Annotated in this window: 22 protein-coding genes; 14 read left to right on the top strand and 8 right to left on the bottom strand. The window is 66.8% G+C overall.

Features of this window, described 5'->3' with window-relative positions; all coding sequences use genetic code 11:
• The first annotated feature begins 47 nt into the window (after positions 1 to 47).
• Positions 48 to 1,112 carry a glycosyltransferase family 1 protein gene (locus C8J47_RS11715; protein ID WP_183129081.1) on the top strand — a complete coding sequence of 355 codons (1,065 nt, stop codon included), beginning with the start codon at positions 48 to 50 and terminating at the stop codon, positions 1,110 to 1,112.
• A 21-nt stretch (positions 1,113 to 1,133) separates the two neighbouring features.
• Here C8J47_RS11715 and C8J47_RS11710 read toward each other — a convergent pair whose 3' ends face one another.
• A complete protein-coding gene (locus tag C8J47_RS11710) occupies positions 1,134 to 2,339 on the bottom strand; it encodes a glycosyltransferase family 4 protein (protein ID WP_121885772.1) in 1,206 nt (401 codons plus the stop codon).
• 392 nt (positions 2,340 to 2,731) lie between these two features.
• Between C8J47_RS11710 and C8J47_RS11705 the strand changes: the two genes are divergently transcribed.
• Both C8J47_RS11705 and C8J47_RS11700 read left to right on the top strand, forming a co-directional pair.
• Positions 2,732 to 3,289: a serine acetyltransferase gene (locus tag C8J47_RS11705; RefSeq protein ID WP_056054077.1), complete on the top strand. Its 558-nt coding sequence runs from the start codon at positions 2,732 to 2,734 to the stop codon at positions 3,287 to 3,289.
• A gap of 43 nt (positions 3,290 to 3,332) precedes the next feature.
• Entirely contained in the window at positions 3,333 to 4,550 is a 1,218-nt protein-coding gene (locus C8J47_RS11700) for a glycosyltransferase family 4 protein (RefSeq protein ID WP_056054080.1), read from the top strand.
• Between the two features lie 31 nt (positions 4,551 to 4,581).
• On the opposite strand, the gene C8J47_RS11695 is transcribed toward C8J47_RS11700, so the two are convergent.
• The gene (locus C8J47_RS11695) at positions 4,582 to 6,042 is read right to left on the bottom strand and encodes a hypothetical protein (RefSeq protein ID WP_147454318.1); all 1,461 of its coding nucleotides are present in this window, start codon (positions 6,040 to 6,042) and stop codon (positions 4,582 to 4,584) included.
• A 223-nt stretch (positions 6,043 to 6,265) separates the two neighbouring features.
• On the opposite strand from C8J47_RS11695, the gene C8J47_RS11690 reads away from it, so the two are divergent.
• Genes C8J47_RS11690 through C8J47_RS11665 form a run of 6 tightly spaced genes read left to right on the top strand, consistent with a single transcriptional unit; the run spans position 6,266 to position 12,911 of the window.
• The gene (locus C8J47_RS11690) at positions 6,266 to 7,489 is read left to right on the top strand and encodes an outer membrane beta-barrel protein (protein ID WP_183129080.1); all 1,224 of its coding nucleotides are present in this window, start codon (positions 6,266 to 6,268) and stop codon (positions 7,487 to 7,489) included.
• A gap of 19 nt (positions 7,490 to 7,508) precedes the next feature.
• Positions 7,509 to 8,321: a polysaccharide biosynthesis/export family protein gene (locus C8J47_RS11685; RefSeq protein ID WP_121885769.1), complete on the top strand. Its 813-nt coding sequence runs from the start codon at positions 7,509 to 7,511 to the stop codon at positions 8,319 to 8,321.
• A 43-nt stretch (positions 8,322 to 8,364) separates the two neighbouring features.
• Positions 8,365 to 9,759, top strand: a complete 1,395-nt coding sequence (locus tag C8J47_RS11680; RefSeq protein ID WP_121885768.1) for an ATP-binding protein — start codon at positions 8,365 to 8,367, stop codon at positions 9,757 to 9,759.
• A complete protein-coding gene (locus tag C8J47_RS11675; protein WP_056054095.1) occupies positions 9,756 to 11,123 on the top strand; it encodes a GNVR domain-containing protein in 1,368 nt (455 codons plus the stop codon). Before C8J47_RS11680 ends, C8J47_RS11675 begins: the two co-directional genes overlap by 4 nt.
• On the top strand, positions 11,120 to 11,788 hold the full coding sequence (locus tag C8J47_RS11670) for a hypothetical protein (protein WP_121885767.1): 669 nt from the start codon (positions 11,120 to 11,122) through the stop codon (positions 11,786 to 11,788). The genes C8J47_RS11675 and C8J47_RS11670 overlap by 4 nt, the downstream gene beginning before the upstream one ends.
• 10 nt (positions 11,789 to 11,798) lie before the next feature.
• Complete coding sequence (locus C8J47_RS11665) at positions 11,799 to 12,911, top strand: glycosyltransferase (RefSeq protein WP_183129079.1); 1,113 nt, start codon at positions 11,799 to 11,801, stop codon at positions 12,909 to 12,911.
• A gap of 24 nt (positions 12,912 to 12,935) precedes the next feature.
• On the opposite strand, the gene C8J47_RS11660 is transcribed toward C8J47_RS11665, so the two are convergent.
• The gene (locus tag C8J47_RS11660; protein WP_121885765.1) at positions 12,936 to 13,577 is read right to left on the bottom strand and encodes a TlpA disulfide reductase family protein; all 642 of its coding nucleotides are present in this window, start codon (positions 13,575 to 13,577) and stop codon (positions 12,936 to 12,938) included.
• Positions 13,578 to 13,593: 16 nt separating this feature from the next.
• Between C8J47_RS11660 and argH the strand changes: the two genes are divergently transcribed.
• Genes argH through C8J47_RS11635 form a run of 5 tightly spaced genes read left to right on the top strand, consistent with a single transcriptional unit; the run spans position 13,594 to position 18,287 of the window.
• Entirely contained in the window at positions 13,594 to 14,961 is a 1,368-nt protein-coding gene (gene argH / locus C8J47_RS11655) for an argininosuccinate lyase (RefSeq protein WP_121885886.1), read from the top strand.
• Positions 14,958 to 15,200: a hypothetical protein gene (locus C8J47_RS11650; protein ID WP_056054108.1), complete on the top strand. Its 243-nt coding sequence runs from the start codon at positions 14,958 to 14,960 to the stop codon at positions 15,198 to 15,200. Before argH ends, C8J47_RS11650 begins: the two co-directional genes overlap by 4 nt.
• A gap of 11 nt (positions 15,201 to 15,211) precedes the next feature.
• Positions 15,212 to 16,474 carry a diaminopimelate decarboxylase gene (lysA, locus tag C8J47_RS11645; RefSeq protein WP_121885764.1) on the top strand — a complete coding sequence of 421 codons (1,263 nt, stop codon included), beginning with the start codon at positions 15,212 to 15,214 and terminating at the stop codon, positions 16,472 to 16,474.
• Entirely contained in the window at positions 16,471 to 17,337 is an 867-nt protein-coding gene (locus C8J47_RS11640; RefSeq protein WP_259467498.1) for a bifunctional precorrin-2 dehydrogenase/sirohydrochlorin ferrochelatase, read from the top strand. Before lysA ends, C8J47_RS11640 begins: the two co-directional genes overlap by 4 nt.
• Entirely contained in the window at positions 17,334 to 18,287 is a 954-nt protein-coding gene (locus C8J47_RS11635) for a zinc transporter ZntB (RefSeq protein ID WP_060526199.1), read from the top strand. Before C8J47_RS11640 ends, C8J47_RS11635 begins: the two co-directional genes overlap by 4 nt.
• A gap of 3 nt (positions 18,288 to 18,290) precedes the next feature.
• On the opposite strand, the gene C8J47_RS11630 is transcribed toward C8J47_RS11635, so the two are convergent.
• The 5 genes from C8J47_RS11630 to fliQ all read right to left on the bottom strand — a co-directional run bounded on the left by C8J47_RS11630 (position 18,291) and on the right by fliQ (position 22,632).
• Positions 18,291 to 18,689, bottom strand: a complete 399-nt coding sequence (locus C8J47_RS11630; protein WP_056054118.1) for a flagellar protein FliS — start codon at positions 18,687 to 18,689, stop codon at positions 18,291 to 18,293.
• Positions 18,686 to 20,134: a flagellar filament capping protein FliD gene (gene fliD, locus C8J47_RS11625; RefSeq protein WP_121885762.1), complete on the bottom strand. Its 1,449-nt coding sequence runs from the start codon at positions 20,132 to 20,134 to the stop codon at positions 18,686 to 18,688. The genes C8J47_RS11630 and fliD overlap by 4 nt, the downstream gene beginning before the upstream one ends.
• A gap of 58 nt (positions 20,135 to 20,192) precedes the next feature.
• The gene (gene flhB, locus C8J47_RS11620; RefSeq protein WP_056054124.1) at positions 20,193 to 21,347 is read right to left on the bottom strand and encodes a flagellar type III secretion system protein FlhB; all 1,155 of its coding nucleotides are present in this window, start codon (positions 21,345 to 21,347) and stop codon (positions 20,193 to 20,195) included.
• A gap of 15 nt (positions 21,348 to 21,362) precedes the next feature.
• On the bottom strand, positions 21,363 to 22,136 hold the full coding sequence (gene fliR, locus C8J47_RS11615; RefSeq protein ID WP_121885885.1) for a flagellar biosynthetic protein FliR: 774 nt from the start codon (positions 22,134 to 22,136) through the stop codon (positions 21,363 to 21,365).
• Positions 22,137 to 22,362: 226 nt separating this feature from the next.
• Positions 22,363 to 22,632: a flagellar biosynthesis protein FliQ gene (gene fliQ / locus C8J47_RS11610; RefSeq protein WP_055874447.1), complete on the bottom strand. Its 270-nt coding sequence runs from the start codon at positions 22,630 to 22,632 to the stop codon at positions 22,363 to 22,365.
• Positions 22,633 to 22,766 lie beyond the last annotated feature (134 nt).

Raw genomic sequence — 22,766 nt, 5'->3', positions numbered from 1 at the left:
GGCGTCACACCGTGGCTATCCCCGGATGGAATTGGAAAATAGAGACAATGATCGCAGTTAATGGTCGTTTTCTGGGACGCTCGGTCACCGGCGTCGAACGGTTCGCGCGCATGTTGCTGGGGCAGGTTCACGACCGCATCGTGGCGGGTGTCGAGCCACCCCGCTGGACGCTGTTGCTGCCGCCCGGCGTTGCTGCACCGCCAGAATGGCCGTGGTTTTCGGCGCGCACCGTCGGTCGCGGCGGTGGTCACGCCTGGGAGCAGATCCATCTGCCGCGAGCGGTACACGGGTCGACGCTTCTCAACCTGTGCAACTCTGGGCCGATCGCGCCGCGCCGGTCGCTGACCGTGATCCACGACGCACTGGTCTACGATCTGCCGGAGAATTTCTCGCGACCGTATCGGACGATGCACCGGACGCTCGGGCATCTGATCGCGCGTCGCTCACAGATCGCGACCGTGTCGGGCTTTTCGCGCGATCGTCTGGCCGCAGTGCTCAAGCTCGACCCCGCCAGAATTCCGGTGATCCCCAACGCGGCGGACCATGTCGAGGCGATCGTCCCTGATACCGACATCGTCGCGCAACTGGGCCTGATTCCGGGCCGATTCCTGCTCTTCGTGGGATCGTTCGCACCGAACAAGAACCTGCCGCGCGCGCTCGAGGCGTTCGCGCGGGTCGCGCGGCCCGACGATCGGCTCGTGCTGGTCGGCGCGGCGGTCAAATCGTTCGCGCAGAACGGCATGGACGACGTGCCGCCGGGCGTGATCCTGCCGGGCCGGATCAGCGACGAGGCGTTGATGGGGCTGTACCGCGCCGCCCGCGCGCTGGTGTTTCCCAGCCTGTATGAAGGCTTCGGCATCCCACCGCTGGAGATGATGCAGTTCGGCCGTCCGGTGCTGGCGGGCGATATCCCCCCGGTGCGCGAGGTGTGCGGCGATGCGGCGCTGTACGTCGATCCGACCTCGATCGACTCGATCGCGGCGGGGCTGGAGCGGATCCTGCGCGACGACATTCTGGTCGACGATCTGGCGGCACGCACCGCGGCGCGCGCTGACGCCTATAGCTGGTCGGCGAGCACCGACGATCTGATCGCCGCGCTCGCTGCGATCTGAATAGCGAGCGAAAAACGCCGATCAGACCGGGCGGTCGGCGTCGCTGGCGTAGAGCGCGATATAGCGGCCCGCGACCGCCGCTTCGGAGAATTGCTCGAGCAATGCCGGATCGGCGGTGCGGCGCGCGCGCCAGGTCGCCGGGTCGTCGAGCGCAAGGCGCAGCTGCGATGCGAGCGCCTCGGGATCGTCCTTGGCGTACATTGCCGACAGCGGCGCCATATGGCCGATCTCGGGCGTGCCGCCAGCGTCCGAATACAAGGTCGGCGTGCCGCGCGCGAGGCTTTCGATCATGGTACGCGGCAGCGGTTCGGGCCAGGTCGAGCCGATGATCAGGACGTCGATGCTGTCGTAGAACGCATCGGCCTCGACGAACCCCATCCAGTCGATCCGCGGATCCGGATAGCGCGCCTTCAGCCCGTCGATATAGTCGGTCTGGCCACCGCCGGCGATGCGCAGTCGCCAGTCGCCTTCGACGCTGGTGATTGCCGCGAGCACCACTTCGATGCCCTTTTCGGGTTCGACCCGGCCGATGACGCCGAACACCAGGCCGGGGGCGTCCTCGCGCCCCGGTCGTTCCGTGCTGGACACCACCGCGTTCACATCGGCGATGTTGAAGATCACGCGGCTCGGCGTATCGTCGAAGAAGCCGTGACGCTCGTGCGTATCGATCACGTACTGACTGTTCGAGGCGACCGCATCGACGAGCGGCGTATTGCGCTTCTTGCGGTCGGTCAGCAGCCGGCAATCGGCGCAGCGTTCGACGCAATCCTTGCGATCGCGGTATAGCGCGGCGCGGGCGCACATAAGGCTGTAGTCGCGCAGCGTGTGGACGATCCGGATGTCGTTGGCGCGCGCCCAGTGCCAGATCTCGGTCGAGAACCCCTGCAGATTGTTGGTGTGCAGCACGTCGGGCTTGATCCGCTTGGCGAGCGCGATCAGGTCGCGAGTCGCCCGCCGATTTTTCCGGTCGCGCAGGTGCCACATCAGGCGCACGGGCTTCGACGGACGATGACCGGGGCGGAACGGCCAATAGATGTTGCGCAGCGGCAGGCGGTGTACCGTCACCGGACCGTCGCGTTCCTCGATGATCGTATCGCCGTCGTGCAGCGACGCGACGTGAACCTCGTGACCGCGCGCGCCGACCGCCCGGCCGAGCAGCGCGACCGACCGCTCGGCGCCACCGACGAGGGAGGGGGGATACAACGTGTTCACGATCAGAATGCGCATGCTACCCTATCAATTCGTCTTTTGCGTATCAGCCGCGACCCAAATACCGCGGAGGAGGCGCACCATGGAATTCAAGGCGGCGTATTCTAAGGCGACATCCACCCGTTCTGGTCGATCGTTACTGTCGTCTCGATCAAATCCAGTGCGGATACTACGCCATCGAACGTTCATCTCGCGTCTGCGATATCGTGACCTCAGCATCTTTCGCAACCGTGAACTTGTGACGGCAAGGGCAGGCACGTGTCCTCTACAGACGATATTTTTACAAAAAATGATACGAGTTCACCGTTATGGCTTTGCGTGACGTCACAATTGCCGCAATGCACAAAAAATTTCTTTATACCATTTTCACCATGCCGAATGGCAGTCTCCAGCAGAGGTAGTGTCCGCCCATGACCAATACGGAATCAGGCGAAGCCGCCGGTTTCCGCGCGGCGGTTCGGCGTGATCTCGCGTTGTTCGCCCATCACGAATCGACCATCGTAACCGCGGGCTTCGCCTTGCGGATGATCCTGGTGACGCAAGGGTTCCAGTTCGTGCTGGCGCGGCGGATCCAGGATCTGTTGGCGCGCATTCCCGTGATTGGTCGTCCGATGCGGCGTATCTGGTGGTGGGCGACGTGCCGCTCGTTCGGTTCGGAGATCGCGATCGGCTGTACTGTTTCGCCGGGACTGTACATTCCTCATCCATACGGGATCGTCGTGGGCGTCTGCACCTTGGGCGAAAACGTCGCGATCCTGCAGAACGTGACGATCGGCTCCCGCCATTCGCACAGCCCTGGTCATGCACGGATCGGCCGAAACGCCTATCTGTCGGCAGGGGCGGCAATTATAGGCGCGATCTCAATCGGGGAGGGAGCCATGATCGGCGCCAATGCCGTAGTGTTGCGTGATGTGCCGAACGGTGCGGTCGCGGTTGGCGTGCCGGCCCGGATCGTCGCCGCGTCATGATGCTGCGCGAACTCTCGTCCTATAGCCATTGGAGCGGCACACAATGCGCATCCTGAGCATTTCCGCCTATTATCCGCCTTATGTGATCGGTGGCGCGGAACTGTGCGCGCACAGTCTGACCTATTGGTTCGCAGCCAATGGCCACGAGGCGGCGGTACTGACAGCGGCGCCGATGGCCGAGCATGAGAGCTGGGCGACGCCGCAGGACGGCTACACGCTGTACCGGGTCGGCACCCCGCACATCTATCCGGTGTTCAAGACCAGCCAAGCGCCGAGCTGGAAGAAGCCGATCTGGCATGCGCAGGATCATTACGATCCGCGCAACGAGGCTATGTTCGAGCAGGTCATCGCCGATTTCAAACCCGATTTCATCCATATCCACTGGATATCGGGGCTGGGCTATAACGGGTTGAAGGCGATCGGCCGTCACGACATCCCGACCGCGATCACATTGCACGACCTTGCCTATACCTGCCTGCGTACGACGATGTTCCGCGGCAGCGACGAGTGCGTCGGCCAGTGTACCAGTTGCCGCGTGAGTTCGAAGGTCAAGATGGGGTTCCTGCGTGAGATTCCGCGGCTCGGCTTCATCTCGCCGTCGCAGTCCAATCTCGACACGGTGTCGTCGTTCCTGCCGATTGAGGACTATCCGCGCTTCCACATCCTCAACCCCAACCGCTATCCCACCCCGCGCACCACGCACGTGCCGTCGGATACGGTGCGACTGGTGTTCGTCGGACGGCTGGAAAAGACCAAGGGGATCAATTTCCTCCTCGAACTGCTCGATCCGCTCGCCGCGCAGTATAAGTTCCATCTCACCGTGCTCGGCAAGGGGCCGGAGGATCAGGCGTTGCGGGCGGCGTATGGCGATCGCCCGTGGCTGACGATGCAGGGCCATGTGCCGCAGCAGAACGTCTCCGATCTGATGGCCGAAAGCGATATGCTGATCGTTCCGTCGCTATGGGCCGAAAATTCGCCGGGCGTCGTGTTCCAGGCGCTGGTCAACGCGGTGCCGGTGATGGGCAGCGACAAGGGCGGGCTGCCCGAACTGATCGAGCCCGGTGTCAACGGCATGCTGGTGCCGCCCGGCGACACCGAGCGCTGGCGTGCGGCGATCGTCGATGTGTTGGAGAATCCCGAGCAATTGCTGGTCCTGCGCGAGCAGGCCGCCAAGCAGACCGACCGGTACGACTATGACGTGCTCGCCAAACAGATGCTCGACGCGTTCGACCAGATCGCGGCCGGCAGCGGAAACCGCTGACCGACGCGAGGATCGCGATTTGTCCGGCAGCCTAGAGCAGGCGGGCGTTGACCCCAAGTCGGCTGGCGTTGGGCATGTCGATCACGACCGGCATCTCGCCGATGGTGAGGGTGCGGTCGGAGGCGGCGGCAGCGGTGGCCTGGCAGAGGGTGCGGGTGGTGTAGGCGGCGGTGCCGCCGACCGTGATCCGCCCCTGCCGGCCGGCCACCGCGCTCCACGCGACGATCGCCAGGCCGCGCGACGTCGTGACGCGGATCACCGTCAGGCCGTTGTCGACGCTCTGCACCGCCATCGCCTTCGCATCGGCGATTACCGCGCTGGCATCGGCGAACGCGCACTGCGCCGACTTCGCCGCGTAATTGGCGTCGTACAGACCGAAATTATGCTGGATGTTGGTCGGATCGACGCCCGAATCCTTGGTCTCGTAATACCAGGACCCCGCCACCCAGGGCAGCGCGGCGGTGTGCAGCAGGAACTGCGGCACGTTGGTCGCGATCTTCGCCGCGCTCACCGCACAGACGTTGGTACCCGCCGGCCAGCCCCATTCGGTGACATACAAGGGCAGGTCGCGCCCGCCATTGGCGCCGGCGATCTTGGTATGCAGCAGCGTCAGCCGGCCCAGCGCCTCGGACGCGGTGCGATTGGCGGTACTGGCGCAGTGATTGTAGATATGCGCGGAGACGCCGTCGGCCTGCGCCGCCGCCCCGCGGGCGAGGACGTCGAGCGTCCATTGCCAGTCGGGATCGTCGCCCGCCGCGCCCACCAAGACCTTCGCGCTGGGTGCGACCTGCTTGATCGCGCTGGTCGCGCGCGCAGCGAGCGGCGCGTAGTAGAGCGACGCGCGATAGTCCGACGCGTCGCCCGGACCGACCATCACCGGCTTGTCGCGGACGACGTTGCGGTTCCATTCGTTCCAGATCTCGTAGATCGCATCGCGGCCGGCGGTCGCGGCGACCGCGCGCTGCGCATAGGCCGCGAACGCGGTCTGTCCGGCATCGGCGACCGGCGGCGACGCGCCCGGAATGAACGCGTTGCCGTTGTTGAGGATATACAGGGGTCGTGCGGTGGTCTTGCCGAGGAAGGTCACGAGCGGCTGCGGCAAATGCGCGCCGGTGACGTCCCAATCGGGTGCCAGCGCGTTCCAGTAGAGATCCTCGCGGAACGCCCGGATGCCGCTATCGGTAAACCGCTGCGCGACGCTGTCGGGATCGTAACCGGCGAGCGCCGCATAGGAGAAGTGCGTGGCCGCGCCGACGATATAGGGCGACGCGCGCACCGGCAGGTCCGACGCGGCAAATATGATCGCGGTGGCGCCGGCTTCGGTGGGCAGCGCACTGGCGTCGGCGGCGGTCGGCGTGGCGGCAGGCGCGGGCGTCGGCGACGGCACTGCAGCAGGAACGGTCGTAACGGCTTCGGTCGAGGCGGAACTGCCGTCGCCGCCGCCGCAGGATGCGAGCAAAATGCTGAATAGTGGCAAAAAACGGCGAACCATGACGAACCCTCGATGAGGACTCATGCTTAATTCGCAGGGTTTTACATGCGGTTAATGGAGGGGACATATAGGAACACTTATGCGGCAGCGCAGCGTGATCGAAGGTGAGTTCGTCTTTTACATCGGTTAGGAGCGTCTTGACGCCGTGGATACGAGAAGGCACGCAGACTCTATGTTCGGTTGTTATTCCTCACCGGTTCGTCGCTCGATGTTGCATTGCAGCATGAATCGCGCGCGAGTCTTCAGCGTCATTGCCCAGGCAATGGGTGCCGCTGCCTTCGTCGTTCCGCAGGTCGCCGTCGCGCAGTCCGAGCAGCTGGGGAATCCGTTGCTGCCGATCCCGCTGATCGGCGTGACGACGATCGATCAGCCGGGTCTGAGCGTGACGCCGTCGGGGGAGGTCGCCTATGACGACAACATCTTTCGAACCAACGAAAACCGCGCGGCGCCGGTCGACGACATCATCGTCACGCCTGCGGTGCGCGCGACCTATCAACGGCAGGTCGGGCATAACGACCTGCGCGTCGACGGCGATTTCGCCTATAGTTTCTATACCCGGAACACCGATCGCAGCCGTGCGCGCGCCGACATAGAGGGGACCGGTACGATCCGAGTCGCTGGCATCTGCCAGATCCAGCCCGATCTGCGATTCGCGCGGCAACAGGCTGATTATGGCGACATCAACGGCCCGGTCGACAATTTCCAGACGTTCTCGACGGTGGCGGTGAAGGCCAGCTGCCCTCGCGCCGTGGGGTTCTTTCCGCTGGCCGAAGTGTCGCGGCGGACGACGCGCAACACGACACAGTTCGATTTCGCGGACCAAACGCTGGTCTCCGCGGCGGGCGGAATCGGCTATGCGCGTCCCAGCCTGGGACAGGTGGCACTGTTTTATCGCTATTCGCGAGCGGATCGTCCGACGATCGGCGTCGTCAATCGCATCGACGAGGCGGGCGTGACGTTCAATCGCGCGGTCGTGAGCCGGGTCGAACTGAACGTCGATCTGCATTACCTCCAGGCGCGAAGCCAGGGGGCCAACGTGCGCCCCTATCATGGCCCCGGCTGGGACGTGGACCTCGTATTCCGGCCTATTCCGCGGATCATGTTCAAGGGTGAGGCGGGTCGGCGCATCGTCAACGATTCGCTGGTGCCGTCCGGGTTCACCGTCCAGTCCGATTACGCGCTGAACACCGAATGGCGGTTTGCCGAGCGCACCACGCTGCGCGGCGGCGCGATTCTGGGACGGCGACAGTTTCGCGGCGATCCGCTTGTGATCGCGTCGCCTTTTTCCAGCGATCGTTTTTCCAGCCTGACTTTGGGGCTGACCCGTGCGATGGGCGAGCGCCTCAATCTGACGTTGGATGGCCAGCGCACGTCGCGGCGTACCAATACGGGGTTAAACGATTATGATGCCAACCGCGCCGCGGCCGGCGTATCGTACAGGTTCTGACACAATGACGAGGCACATCATGACAGTTAGCTGGCACTTCGTACGCCTGGCTGGCGCAGTGGCGTTGTCCGCGGTGCCGCTCGCGCAGGCGCAGGCGCAGGTCGCCAATGCACCCGTTGGTCAGGGACCCGTCACGCCGGCAAGCTCGTACGTGCTCGGGCCCAACGACGAGATTTCGGTCACCGTGTTCGGGCAGGATTCGATGTCGTCGAAGACGCGGATCCGCGCCGACGGCACGATCACCGCGCCGTTCCTCGGCGTGGTCCAGGCGGCGGGCAAGACGACCGCGCAACTCGGCACCGAATTGTCGCAGGCATATGTCCGTGGCGGCTATCTGAGCAAGCCCTCGATCAACGTCGAGATCACCGCCTATGCCAGCAAGACCGCGACCGTGCTGGGTGCCGTGCCCAATTCGGGTCTCTATCCGATCGATCGACCCTATACCGTGTCGGCGATGGTCGCGCGCGCGGGCGGGCCGCGGATCGACGGCGCCAACGCCGTGATCCTGACCCCGGTCGGTGGCCAGCCGGTCCGCATCTCGCTCGCCGATCTGGCAGGTGGCGCGTCGCGCATGGTCCAGCCGGGCGACACGCTGTTCGTGCCGACCGCCGAATCGGTCTATGTCTACGGCGAAGTCAACAAGGGCGGCGCCTATCCGATCCAGCCTGGCATGACCTTCCGCCAGGCGCTGGCGCTCGCCGGCGGGCCGACGCTGGCCGGTTCGGTCAAGCGGATCGAAGTGCGGCGCGGCGGTCAGAAGATCGACAAGCCCGATCTCGACATGGTGGTCCAGCCCGAAGACGTGCTGGTCATCAAGGAAAAGTGGTTCTGATCGTGATGATCCCGATCCTGTTCGAAGCGCGGGGTAGCCACGCGTGAGCTTCTTCGCACGCCTCCGTGACTGGCTGTCCGGTCTGCTCGATCCCGAGCCGCCGATGTCGAGCCTGCCCGACCTGCGTATCGCGGTCGGTACGCCCGTGCAGGAAGCCTCTGCGACGGTGCGTCCGGGTGCGCGGCCGGGGTCGGCGACGCAGCCGGGTCCGGGTGCGGTGTCGCAACCGGCGCGCGCGAATGCGGGCGTCATGGCGATCAGCTCGCAGCGGACTCGTATCCATGCGGCGTTCGATGCCGGGATGCCGGTCGAGCATCGCGCCGGTCTGGCCGGGCGCGCGCGCGAGCTCGACCGGCTCGTCGAGGCCGTCCTCGAGCACGGCAAGCACGGCATCGTGTTCGGCGCGCGCGGGTCGGGCAAGACATCGCTGTCGCGCGTGTTCGGCGATCTGGCGGACGAGGCCGGGGCGACGGTCCTGTACAATCTGGCCGGTGGCGACATCGATTTCTCCGAGCTGTGCCGTCCGTACCTCGTCGAGCTGATGTCGATCCCCGGCGAGGGCGTGCGGCGGATCGATATCCAGCCGCTGCTCAACGCGCCGTTCGACGCGCGGCAGGTAGCCAGCATCCTTGCCGAAAAGGTTCGCCGGCCGACGATCTTCGTGCTCGACGAGTTCGACCGGATCGAGAACCTGGCGACCAAGACCGAGATGGCGACGCTGATGAAGCTGCTGTCCGACATGCGCTCGCCGGTCCGGATCGTCGCGGTCGGCATCGCCGCTAATCTCGAGGACCTGATCGAGGGGCATCCGTCGCTCCGCCGGCATATCGTGTCGGTGCCGATCGGCGGGATCGAAACCGAGCAGCTCAAGGCGCTGCTGCTGCGCTGCTGCGAGACCGCGGGCATGACGATCGACGACGCCGCGGCCACCAGGATCTCGCGGTCCGCGGTGGGGTCGCCCTATCATCTGCGGTTGTTCGGATCGAATTGCGCGATCGCGGCAAGCCGCGCGGGTCAGGACCATATCGACGACGCGGTGGTCCAGCAGGGTCTGGTCGACGCCTATGCCGAGTGGAGTGCGCTGAGCCCGCGCGCCGCCGCGGTGGTCGCCGATATCCAGCGGCTGCCGAAGCAGATCGCGACGGCGGCCGCGGTCATCTGCCTCGCGGCGGCGATGCGGACTCGCATCGAACGCACCGAGGTGGTCCTGGTGCTCGACGAAGACGGCCATGACGATGCGACGATCGCCGCGGCGTTCGCCGCGTTGAGCCCGATCCTGCATGCCAGCGCGATCGAAGGCAGCTATTATTTCGACGATACGCTGGCACCGCAATTCTATCTGCTTGTGTATAATCGCAGGATCGATCCGACCCGGATCAAGACCCCCGGGCTCGACGATCTGCGAACTGTTCTGGAACGGGGAGTGCGTGATCTGTGATCGGTTTCACTGACTTGGTAAGCGCGATCCGGTATAGGCTCCGGCTTGTCCTGATCGTGGGCGGCCTGGTGTTTCTCGCCATCGCCGTGCTCGGCTTCACGCGTCCCCGCGCCTACACCGCGTCGTCGTCGGTGCTGGTCGATCTGACCCAGCGCGATCCGGTCAGCGCCAACAGCGTGACCGGTTCCGACAATAGTTCGGTCCTGGAATCGGTGATCGGCACGCAGGAGGACATCATCCGCAGCGATGCCGTGCTCGGCGAGGTGATTCGCCGCAGCCCGCAGTTCCAGAGCGCGAAGCTGGGCGATACGCCGGCGGAGCGGACCCAGAACGGCCTCGTCATGCTGCGCCGCGATCTCGCGATCAGCAACGAGAAGGGCAGCAACGTGATCCGGCTCAGCCTGACCGCGAACACGCCCGAGCAGGCGGCCAAGACGCTGAACCTGATCGTCGACACGTTCCTGACCAAGCAGGTGACGCTGCGCAGCGGCAGCGCGCAGGGTAACGCCAAATGGTACGACGCGCGGACTCGCGATGTCCGTGACCGGCTGGAAGCGGCGCAGTCGCGCTTGTCCAACTTCCAGCGTCAGCACGGCATCGTCGGCATGAACCGGATGGACGTCGAAGCCGACCGCGTCCGCAACCTGTCGACCGAGCTGGTCTCCGCGCAGGCCGCCGCGGCGGTCGCGCAGTCCAAATCGGGGTCGACCGCGCAGCCCGAGGTCGCGCAGTCGACGATCGTCCAGGACCTTCAGCGCGAGAGCGGTCTGCAGGCGGGCAAGGTCGCCGAGCTGTCGAAGACGCTCGGTCCGAACCACCCCGACATGCTGGCCGCCAACGCGCAGCTGGCGGCGCTGCGCAGCCAGCTCGAATCGGCGCGGTCGATCCAGGCCCAGGCGTTGACCGCCTCGAGCTCGGCAGCGGGCCGGCGCGAGTCGCAGATCCGCGCCGATCTGGCGGCACAGCAGACGCGCATGCTCGCGCTGTCGGGTGTGCAGGATCAGCTGAACGTGCTGCAGCGCGACGTCGATGCGGCGCGGGCGACCTACGACACGGTGCGTCAGCGCTACAACGAGGCGACGCTGCAATCCGAGGTGTCGCAGGCCAATGCGAGCCGTCTCGATCGCGCGGTGGCGCCGACGCTGCCGTCCAAGCCGAACCTGATCCTGTGGGTGATCGCAGCGATCGTGTTGGGTGCGGGCGCTGGGCTCGCCTCGGCGATCGGACAGGAAATGCTCACGCCGCGACTGCGCACTCCGTCGGGGACCGCGCGTGCGCTCGATCTCGACGTGATCGCCGACATGACCGACATCGAAAGCGGGACAACGGGCTGGCGAGCCCCGCGCAAGGAGGCAATAGCGTGAGGCTTCGTTCGACCACTGGTCCCGCATCGTTTCGCTCCGACGGCGACGATACCGGATCGTCCCATGTCGCCCCCGGCAGCGTCGATCCGCTGGTCGTCGCGGCCTATGCGGCCGACACGCCCTATGTGGTGGCGGCGCGCGCGATCCGCAGCTCGATCCTGCAAAGCTACGGCGAGACCGATCGCCGGTCGCGCGCCTGTGCGCTGATCGGCGTCGATTGCGACGAGGCGCTCGCCGTGCTGGCCGCCAATATCGGCGTGGTGATGGCGAAGGCCGGATCGCACACGCTGATCGTCGACACCAATCGCGCGCATCCGCGGATCGCGAGCCTGTTCCAGCTGGCCGACCATGCCGATCACCAGGGCACCGCGATCCCGGGCCTGCTGGTGCAGGGGACCGGATCGGAGGGCGGCAGCGGCGAACCGATCGAGCGGCGGTCGCTGCTCGAACAGCATGACGCGGTCGCGACCTCGAGCGGCCAGATGCTGGCCGTCGCCGCGATCCATTCGACCAACGGTGCGACCAGCATCGCCGATGCGATCAGCGGCTTCGACGCGGCGGTGATCGTCGTCCGCAAACACCGGACCAAGCGCAGCGACGTGCGTGGGCTGATCGAAGTGCTCGACCAACACGGCATTCCGATCACCGGCACCGTCCTCGTCTGATCGCATGGCCGTGTCGACCGGACCGCGCGGGGATGGCGGCGCGCCCCGCGTGCTGCATGTGTGCGACAGCATCATCGGCGGGACGGGGAGCTTTCTCGCCGAGCTGCTGACCCCGCAGGCGGAGCTTTATGGCCCCGCCGCGCTGACGCTGCTGATGCCCGAGCAGCACCGCGACCATATCGAGCCGCGGCTGCGCGACAGCGGCATCCGGTTCGTATTCTTCGATCGGCCCAACCGGCTGCGGGGCATGGCGAAACTGTTCTTCGCGTATCGACGCGTGCGGCGCGCGACCCGGCCTGACATCGTCCACGCGCATTCGTTCGGCGCGGGCGTGATCACGCGGATCCTGCGGTTCGGGCGGCGGCCCCGCGTGTTGTTCTGCCCGCATGGCTGGGCGTTCAGCATGCAGGTATCGCCGAACGTGCGGCGCTTCATCGTCGCGGTCGAGCGTTATCTGGCAAGGGCGGCGGACCGGATCCTGCTGATCTCGCCGCACGAACGCGATGTCGCGGTCGAAGCCGGCTTGCCCGAGCGCAAGCTGGTAACGATCAACAACGCGATCGCCGCGGCCCCGCCCCCGGTCGTGCCGGCGCGATGGGACGACTCCCGGATCAAGCTCTTGTTCGTCGGCCGGCTCGACCGGCAGAAGGGGCTCGATCTGCTGCTGGAGGCGATCGCCGGGCTGGGTGATCGCTATGCACTGCGGATCGTCGGGCAGGCGGTGCTGTCGACGGGCACGGGAAGTCCGACGCCCGATTTCGTCGAGTATGTCGGGTGGCGCGATCGCAACGGCGTGGTGGCCGAGATGATGGCGGCGGATGCGATCATCGTGCCGTCGCGCTGGGAGGGCTTCGGCTTGGTCGCGATCGAGGCGATGCGAGTCCGCCGCGCGGTGATCGCCTCGACCGCGGGCGGGCTGAACGACATCCTCGACGGCGGACGCTACGGCGTCAGCTTCCCGGCGAACGATGCGGCCGCGCTACGCCGGACGTTGGAAGCGCTCGACCCCGCCACGTTGCCCGACTGGGGCGAGCGGGGCCATGCGCGCTTCATCGCCGAATATACCGCGGAGAAAATGGTCGATGCCGTCGACCGGGTGTACCGGTCCGCGCTCGACGACTGACGCGGTCGCACGCCGATCGGGCGATCAGGACGCTTCGGCGATCAGCTTGGCGGCGGCGGGCGTGTTCCATTCATAGCCGCCCGTCATCCGCCACACTTCCTTGCCCGCCGAATCGTACAGGATCGTGGTCGGCAGGTTCGCCTGATAGGCGAGGCTGAGGCCGAGCTTCGGATCGAGATACGGCTTCAGCGTCGAGAACTTCTTCGCGGCGAAGAACGGCGTCACCTTCTCCGCGCCCTGCATGTCCTGGCTGACCGCGATCACCTGAACCTTGCCGGCGAGCGACTTAGCGGCGGCGTCGAGCGTCGGCATTTCCGCGACGCACGGCGCGCACCAGGTCGCCCACATGTTGAGCAGCAACGGCTTGCCCTTGAACGAGGCGAGCGTCACCGATTTGCCGTCCGGCGCGGTGAACGCGACCGCCGGCCCGGTCTCGCCCTTGTGGCTGCGGTCGAGCTTTTCGGCGGGTGCGGCGGGGCCGGTCGCTTCGTCGGGGGCAGGGCCGGACGCGACCTCGTCGGCGGACGCCGTGTTCGCAGCGACGACGTTTGCTTGCTCCGGCGCGGACGATTTCCTATCGCAGCCGGCGACCAGCAGGCCCATCCCCATCACGGCGGCGATCGGCCCAGACTTTAACAGCGAATTGAACACAGGATTCGAGAACATGGACGGTTCCAATTCGATGTGGGGCGGGCGGTTCGCCGAAGGACCGGCAGCGGTCATGCGCGAGATAAACGCCTCCATTCCCTTCGACAAGCGGCTCTGGCAGCAGGATATTGCCGGCTCGAAGGCGCATGTCGCGATGCTCGGCAAGCAGGGCATCGTTTCGGCGGAGGACGCTGCGACGATCTCGGCGGGCCTCGACACGGTGGCGGCGTACTACGCCGAGCACGGCGTCGAGGAGGATCTGGTCCTCGAGGATATCCACATGCAGACCGAGGCGCGGCTGGCCAACGCGATCGGTCCGGTCGCGGGGCGGCTGCACACAGCGCGCTCACGCAACGATCAGGTCGCGACCGATTTCCGCCTTTGGGTGCGCGATGCAATCGACCAGGCGCTGGCGGCGCTCGCCGGGTTCCAGGCGGCGCTTCTCGCGCGGGCTGAAGAGCATGCGGCGAGTGTTATGCCAGGCTTTACGCACCTCCAGTCCGCGCAGCCGGTGACGCTCGGGCATCATCTGATGGCGTATCACGCGATGATTGCGCGCGACATTGGGCGGTTCGCGGATGCCCGCGCAAGGATGAACCGATCGCCGCTGGGTTCGGCTGCGTTGGCGGGCACGGGTTTTCCGATCGACCGCGCGATGACCGCCGAGGCGCTCGGCTTCGACGGGCCGATGACCAACTCGCTCGACGGCGTCAGCGACCGCGATTTCGCGATCGAGTATCTCACCGCCGCGACGCAGACCTCGCTGCACCTCTCGCGGCTGGCGGAAGAGTTCGTGCTGTGGGCGTCGCAGCCGTTCGGGTTCGTCGCGCTCAGCGATCAATGGTCGACCGGCAGCTCGATCATGCCGCAGAAGCGCAATCCCGATGCGGCCGAGCTGGTCCGCGGGCATGCCGGGCGGATCCTCGGCTGCATGACCGCGCTGATGGTGACGATGAAGGGCCTGCCGCTCGCCTATTCGAAGGACATGCAGGACGACAAGCCGCCGGTGTTCGAGGCGCACGACCTGCTCGCGCTGTCGATCGCGGCGATGACCGGGATGGTCGAGAGTGCGACGTTCCGCACCGATCGGATGCGCGGGCTGGCCGAGAGCGGCTTTGCGACCGCGACCGATCTCGCCGACTGGCTGGTGCGCGAGGCTGGTCTCCCGTTCCGCGAGGCGCACCATGTCACCGGGCGCGCGGTGAAGCTGGCGGAGGAGCGGAAGGTCGCGCTCGACGCGTTGCCGATCGAGGACCTGAAGGCAATCGATGCGCGGATCGACGAACGCGTGTACGGCGTGCTCTCGGTCGACGCATCGGTCGCCAGCCGGACCAGCTTCGGCGGCACCGCGCCGGACAATGTGCGTGCCGCGATTCGAGCGGCTCGGGGAGAGACGGCATGAAGCGGTGTGTTGGATTGGCGGGACTGGCGTTGGCCTTGTCCGGGTGCGGTGCGGCGGACGGGTTGAAACCGGCCGAGGGCAAGATGCTGCCAGTCGCGCCTTACGGTGCGAAGACCCGGCCGACGCCGGCGCAGTTGCTGACGCCCACCACGCAGCAACGCCCCAAGCGCAGCGACGAGCTGCTGACCCAATCCGACGAGCGGCGTAGCGACGAGTTCGACCTGCCGCCGCCCAACTGAAGACCTGATCCATGGACCATTTCGCCTATCGTGACGGTGTCATGCACGCCGAGGACGTCGCCCTGCCGGCGATTGCCGAGGCCGTCGGCACGCCCGTCTACGTCTATTCGACCGCCACCTTCCGCCGCCATGCGCAGGTGTTTCGCGATGCGCTGAAGGGCGCGGGCCGCGTGCACCTGGCCTATGCGATCAAGGCCAATCCGAACGTCGCGGTGCTGCGCGTGCTGGCCGACGAGGGCTATGGCGCCGACGTCGTTTCGGCTGGCGAGATGCAGCGCGCGCTGGCGGCAGGAATACCAGCGTCGGACATCGTGTTCTCGGGCGTCGGCAAGACTCGGCGCGAGCTGGCGCAGGCGCTCGATGCGGGGATCGGCCAGTTCAATCTGGAGCTGGAGGAGGAGGGCGAAGTCCTTGCCGCGCTCGCCCACGCCCGCGGGGAACGCGCGCCGGCGGTGTTGCGCGTGAACCCCGACGTCGATGCGGGCACGCACGCGAAAATCTCGACCGGGCGCAAGGAGAACAAGTTCGGCGTTGCGATCGATCAGGCGGTGGCGATGTTCGATCGGTTGTCGCAGCATGACGGTCTCGATTTGCGCGGCGTCGCGATCCACATCGGCAGCCAGCTCGCCGATCTCGCGCCGCTGGAGGCCGCCTATGCGCGGATCGGCGAACTGGTCGCGGAACTGCGTGCTGCCGGTCACACGATCAGCCGCGTCGATCTCGGCGGCGGTCTAGGCGTGCCGTACAAGCCCGGCGACGTGCTGCCGAGCCCGGCCGAGTACGGCGCGATGGTCGCACGCGCGACTGCCGACTGGGACGTCGAACTGATGTTCGAGCCCGGTCGCGTGATCGCGGGCAATGCGGGCGTGCTGCTGACCGAGGTGATCTGGGTGAAGCCCGGCGTGGTGAACCCGTACGTGATCGTCGATGCGGCGATGAACGACCTCGCGCGCGTCGCGATGTACGACGCGTATCACGACTTCGTCGCGGTCGCGCCGAGCGGCGAACGGATGACCGCCAACATCGCCGGGCCGGTGTGCGAGACCGGCGACACCTTTGCGATGGGCCGCGACATCGACGCGGTGAAGTCGGGCGATCTCGGCATCTTCCGCACCGCGGGCGCGTATGGCGCGACGATGGCCTCGACCTACAACAGTCGCGCTTTGGTCCCCGAAGTGCTGGTCGACGGCGACCGGTTCGCGGTGGTCGCCGACCGCATCCACCCCGAGACGATCCTGGCGGCCGAGCGCGTGCCGGAATGGCTCAAGCGGTGACGGCTTCCGTCCCGCTACAGAGCCTGCCGCTGTTCGTCAGGCTGGCGGGGCGCCCGGTGATCCTGCTGGGCGAGGGCGAGGCGGCGGATGCCAAGCGACGGTTGCTCGATCGCGCCGGGGCCGATGTGGTCGGTGAGGATGCTCCGGCTGCGCTGGCGATCGTCGCGATCGACGACGAGGACGACGCGCTGGCGGCGGTCGCGCGGCTGAAGGCGCGCGGCATCCTCGTCAACGCGGTCGACCGCTCGGCGTTGTGCGATTTCACGCTGCCGGCGATCGTCGACCGCGCGCCGGTACTGATCGCGATCGGGACGAGCGGCGTGTCGGCGGGGCTGGCGGCGGCGTTGCGACAGCGGCTGGAGGCTCTGGTGCCAGCCGATCTCGGCAAACTCGCGCTGGCATTGCAGGCCGCGCGCGGCGCGTTGCGGGTGCGTTGGCCCGACATGGGCGAGCGCCGCCGGGCACTCGCGACGGCGATGGGGGCGGGCGGGATGCTCGATCCACTCTCGCCAACACACGACGTCGACGCATGGCTGGCCACACCAGACTCCCCTCCCTGGAAGGGAGGGGCAGGGGGTGGGTTGGCTGCTGATGCACGGGCCGACTCCCAACTGACCTACCCACCCCCAACCCCTCCCTTCCAGGGAGGGGAGCAGGTTGCGATACGGCTCGCCTCGACCGATCCGGACGACCTGACATTGCGCCAGGCGCGCGCGCTGGCGAGCGCGGACCGGGTGTATCACAGCGCTGACGTGCCCGCGGCGATCCTCGATCGCGCGCGTGCCGATGCAGCCCGCCATTGCGCGGCAATGCCCGCCGATCCCGGCACCGGCCTGTCGGTCGCGATCGAGATGGCCTTGTGAGCGGCTTCGGATTTCGTATCACCAATGGCGAAGCGACGCGCGTCGACGTCAAGGAAGCGCTCGATTGCACCGCCGACCTCGTCTGGGTGCATCTGTCGACCACCGCCGAGCATGCGCAGGCGTGGCTGCGCGACGAGGCCAAGCTGCTCGATTACGTCGTCGATGCGCTGACCGCGACCGAGACGCGGCCGCGCTGCGAAGCGGTCGGCGACGGCGCGTTCGTCAATCTGCGCGGGCGATCGAAGGAGGAACTCGACACCTCCGACCTGCTCGCTTCGGTGCGGATCTGGGCGGTGAAGGGCCGCGTGTACTCGGTCACGCGGAAACCGCTGATCGCGGTCGCCGAGGTCGAGAAGATGGTCGAGCGCGGCGAGATCCGCGATCCGGGCGACCTGATCGCCGCGTTCGCGACCGCGATCACCACCGATCTCGATCCCGACGTGGCGACGCTCGGCGACGAACTCGACGATTGCGAGGAACAGCTCGACGCCAACCGCGTGTTCGAACTGCGCCGCACGGTCAGCAAAGTCCGCGTCGCGGCGATCGGCTACAAACGTTTCCTCAATCCGCAACGCGCGGCGCTCGAGAAGCTGGCGGCGTTGCCGGGTGACTGGCTCGCGGACGACGATCGGCTGCATCTGGCGGCGGCGGCGGACCGTGCAGCGCGGATGGCGGAGGAGCTCGAATCGATCCGCGAACGCTCGGCCCTGGTCCACGAGACGCTGACCGACCTGCGCGCCGAGCAGATCGACAATCGCTCGCTGATCATCTCGATCGCGGCAATGGTGTTCCTGCCGCTGACGTTCCTGACCGGGCTGTACGGAATGAACGTCAAGGGCCTGCCCTATGCCGAGGAACCGTGGGCGTTCGATGCGATCGCGGTGGCGTGCCTGGTGATCGCGGTCGGCGTCGTGGGGTATTTCTCCGCGCGCCACTGGTTCCGGCGGTAGCGCTTACGCCGCGCTGACGGTCCGCCAGGCCTGCGCGATCTCGTCGAGCATGTCCGCCGAATCGCGGAACGGGCGCGGGTCGAGGCCGATCGAGGCGTTGATGATGGTTTTCCGCGCGCCGCCGTACAACCGCGCCAGCGTCTCGGCGACCGCGCCGCCATTCTCGAAATCGAGACCCGATTCGAGCGCGAACAGGATCGCGGTGGCGCGCGTGACCCGCTCGCTCTTGATCGCGAGCTTGCCCTTTTCAGCGGCCCAGGCGGCGGCCCGCAACGCGGCGACCAGCTCCTTGTACAGCAGCTGGACGAGCGCCGGGCCGTCCGCGGTCGCGGTGCGGCCGACCGCATCGATCTGGCGATAGGTCGCGAACGGGTCGCGGGTCAGGGTCGTTGCGTAGGTCACGAGTCGCTCTTGTTCCATTGGGCGATCTGGCCGGCGAGGAAGGTCTGCGTCGACTTGTACGCCGACACGCGCGAATTCATGCTGGCATATTGCTGGGTCAGGCGCGTGTTCATCTGAGCCGACTGATCGGTGACCTTGTCCTGCTGGTCGGTGACGACGGACTGCGCCGCGGTGTAGCGCAGCGCCGACGCACCCAGCCCGGTCAGCGTGCTGGTCGCGCCAGTCGTCAGCGCGGTCAGCGTGGCGGACAGGCCGAGCGCGTTGGTCCCCGACGGCGCGAACATCGATTCGATCGTGTCGGGGTTCGCCGCGATCTGTTTGGCGAGCAACACCGCATCGACGCGCAACGTGCCGTCGGTGCTGGTCGCGACGCCGATCTCCGACAGCGTGCGCGGGATACCCGAGACCGCACCGCCGACGAGTGCCTTGGACGACAGCGCCTTGAACGATCGCAGCAGGCTGGTCGCGGCGGGATCGGAGCGGAGATTGCCGGTGATCGGATCGGTCTGCGCGGTGATCGCGGCGAGCACCTGGTTGTAGGTGTCGACGACATCGTTGACCGCCTGCGTCAGCGCGTCGGTCGGCGGGGTGCTGCCCAGCGTGACCGGGACCGTCGAGACGGCGTTGAGCTGAAGCTTCACGCCGTCGACCAGATCGCTGACGGTGTTGCTTGGCCGCTCCACGGCGATGCCGTCGACCGTCAGCTGCGCGTTCTGCGCGGTCGAGACGAGGCTGGTTTTCGTCGCGCCGCCGCCGATGTCGACCGCATCGCCGGTCGCGCCCTTCAGCGTGAACGCCTGCGCGTCGCCGGTGCCGCCCTTGACCGACAGATACGCGCCGCCGTTCGCATCGGTAACGACCGAGGCGGTGACGCCGGTCTTCGCGGCATTGATCGCCGATGCGATCGAATCGATGCTGCCGTTGCCGACGGCGATCGATACCGGGGTGCCGCCGCCGATCGTCAGCGTGAGCGCCCCGGTGCCGAGGTCGGCGGTCCGGTCGGCTACCGCAGTCGTCGTCCGCGCGACCTGTGCGGTGGCGAGGCGCGTGACGGTGACGCTGGCCGCCAGGGTCGACAGCTTCGCACCGGGCAGTGCGGTGGCGGACAGGATTGTGGTGTTGGAGCTGCTCGGCTGGGTCTGGAGACTGCCGCTCTTCACCAGATTGGCGAGCGCGGTGGAGAAGCCGGTGATCGCGCTCTTGATCGTGCCGATTCCCGAAATCTGCGCGGTCAGCGTGTCGGCTTTCGCCTTCAACGTCGCGGTCTTGGTCGCGAATTGCGCGTTGACCAGCGCAGGGACCAGCGTGGAAGTATCGATCCCGGAACCGGTGTTGAGCGACGTCAGCAGCGCCTGGGTCGCCGACTGGATGACGCTCGTCGCGCTCGGCGTGGGGGTCGCAGTGGGCGTCGGCGTGGCCGTCGTGCTGGTGGTCGAAGTTACCATGGCGAAATCCCTGCACTGCGCACGCTTACGATCAGTAACGGCCGGGCCGCCGCGATCTTTAGGCCTGTTTCATCCCGTTTTCGTCGAATCGCGCGTCCTTCGGCACGGTGACGAACGGCTGGACCGGAGCGGCCGCCCCGCCCCCCGTGCCGCCGGCTGCGACGTTGAGCCCGAACACGAACGCGAGCACGGTCGCGATCGCCATGTAGAGGTCGTCGCGGACCTCCTGATTTTCCTTGCTGGTGTAGTAGATCGCACGCGCTAGCATCGGATATTCGAGCACCGGCACGCGGCCCTCCGCGGCGAGTTCGCGGATCGCCAGCGCGGTCGCGCCGCGCCCCTTGGCGACCACCACCGGCACCTGATCCTTGCCGCGATCGTAGCGCAGCGCCACCGCGAAGTGCGTCGGGTTGGTCAGCACGACATGCGCCTCCGCGACCGATTTCCGCAGGCCACCGCTCGCCATCGCGCGCATCTTCGCCCGCATCTGGCCCTTCGCCTCGCCATTGCCCTCGGTCGACTTGTGCTCGTCCTTCACCTCCTGCTTCGACATCCGCATCTTGCCGAGGCGGCGGATGATCTGGATCGGCAGGTCGATGCCGGCGATCGCGCACAGCCCGAACGCCATCGCGATCAGGATCGCCTTGAACGTGCCGCCGAGCGACGACAGCGCCTGGTTGAGATCGGCGGACGAGGCGAGCCCCATCGTCGTGTGCGCGGCCTTCCACAGCATCCACCCGCCGATCGTGCCGAGCAGGATCACCTTCAGCAGCGACTTGCCGAGCTCGATCCAGCCGTTCGATCCGAAGATCCGCTTGAGGCCCGCGGCGGGATCGACCCGGCTGTATTTGGGCGCCATCAGCTTACCGTTGAAGCCGAGCGAGCCGAGCCCGGCCTGGCTCAGGATCGCGGCGGCGATGGTGACGACGAACAGGCTGATCAGCGACGGCGCGAGCTTGCCGCCAGCGTCCATCAGCGGCCGCCACGGCGAGAAATCCTCGACGTCGGCGTGGGTGAACTGGAAGCTCGATGCCATCACCTGCTTGCAGGCGGTGATCAGCGTCGGGCCGGCGTAGATCAGCCAGCCGACGCCCGCGACCATGCTGAGCGCGGTGGCGAAATCGCGCGATCGAAGGATGTCGCCCTTCTCGACCGCATCCTTCTTGCGCTTGGCGGTTGGCGATTCGGTCTTTTCACCGCTGTCCTCAGACATGAGCCGCCGCCGCCATCAGCCGAGCACCAGGTTTTCGGTCGCCGACAAGCCTTCGCGGACGATGACGAGCATGTAGTCGCCCATCGTCGGGAACGCGATCGCGAGCGTGATGACGCCGACTGCGAGGCTGGCGGGGAGGCCGACCGCGAACAGGTTGAGCGCGGGCGCGGCGCGGCTCAGCATGCCGACGACGATGTTGAGGCAGAGCAGCAGGAAACCGACCGGTAGCGCGAGGAGCAGACCGGCGAGAAACGCATAGCCGCCGAAGAAGGCGATCGCCTTCAGCCGCTCGACGCCGATCCACGCGGCACCGGGCGGGAGCACGTCGTAGCTCCGGACGATCAGGTCGATCAGGATCAGGTGGCCGTCGACCGACAGGAACAGCAGGGTGAGCATGATCGAGAAGAACTGGCCGAGCGCCGGCGACGATTTGCCGTTCTGCGGATCGATCGAGGAGGCGAAGCCGAGCCCCATCGCGCCGCCGATCACTTCGGCCGCGATCATCGGCGCGGCGAAGGCGATCTGGAGAACGAAGCCGAGCGCGAGCCCGACCAGCGCTTCGGCGGCGGCGGACAGCATCGTCGGAACGCTGAAGATGTTTTCTGGGGGCACGATCGGGTGCGCCGCGAGGACGAGGAACCCGATCGCGCCCGACAACGTGACGCGCACGGTGACGGGCACCGAGACGTTGCCGAACACGGGCGCGGCGATGAACGTCGCGCCGATCCGGATCATCACGAAGAAGAGCGCCCAGAGCTGGGGCTCGATCGAGAGACCGAAGCCTAGCATGGCGCAGACCGCGAGAGCGCGCACGCTGCGCGCCACGCGGGCAAGCCCGGCCGGCCTCGGCAGGGCCGAGGACCGACGACGCGGCTTTGCCGTGGCGCAATGCTGTTCGAATTCCTGTTCGGATTATGTGCCACGCCGCGGCAAAGCCGCGTCGTCGGACGGGAGCTTTGCCCCGCCGGCCGGGCTTGCGCTAGCAGCGCAGGCGTGGCCGCGCTGGCGCTGCGCCTCACTTCACGAGGTCCGGAATGCGCTCGAAGATCCCGATCGTGAAATCGCTCAGCAACCCGAGGATCAGGCTCCCGAAGATCAGGATCGACACCGCGACCACCACCAGCTTCGGTACGAACGACAATGTCTGCTCGTTGATCGACGTCGCCGCCTGGATCATCCCGAGGATCAGCCCCGCGAGCAGCGCCGGGATCAGGATCGGCGCGCTGGCAAGCGCCAGCACCCACATCGTCTGGTTGGCGACGGTCAGGAAATATTGCGCGTCCATGGCTTACAAAACTGCCGTTCGTGCTGAGCGAAGTCGAAGCACAGGAGTCTCAGGCCCTTCGACTACCGCCCTTGGCGGTAGTTTATCCTGAGCGCCTGCCTTGCAGGCAGCCGAAGGGCTCAGGGCGAACGGTA

The organism is Sphingomonas sp. PP-F2F-G114-C0414, assembly GCF_003688595.1.
Taxonomy (GTDB): Bacteria; Pseudomonadota; Alphaproteobacteria; order Sphingomonadales; family Sphingomonadaceae; genus Sphingomonas.
The sequence above is the reverse complement of the archived record's forward strand: the minus strand, read 5'-3'. Positions and strand labels throughout refer to the sequence as shown.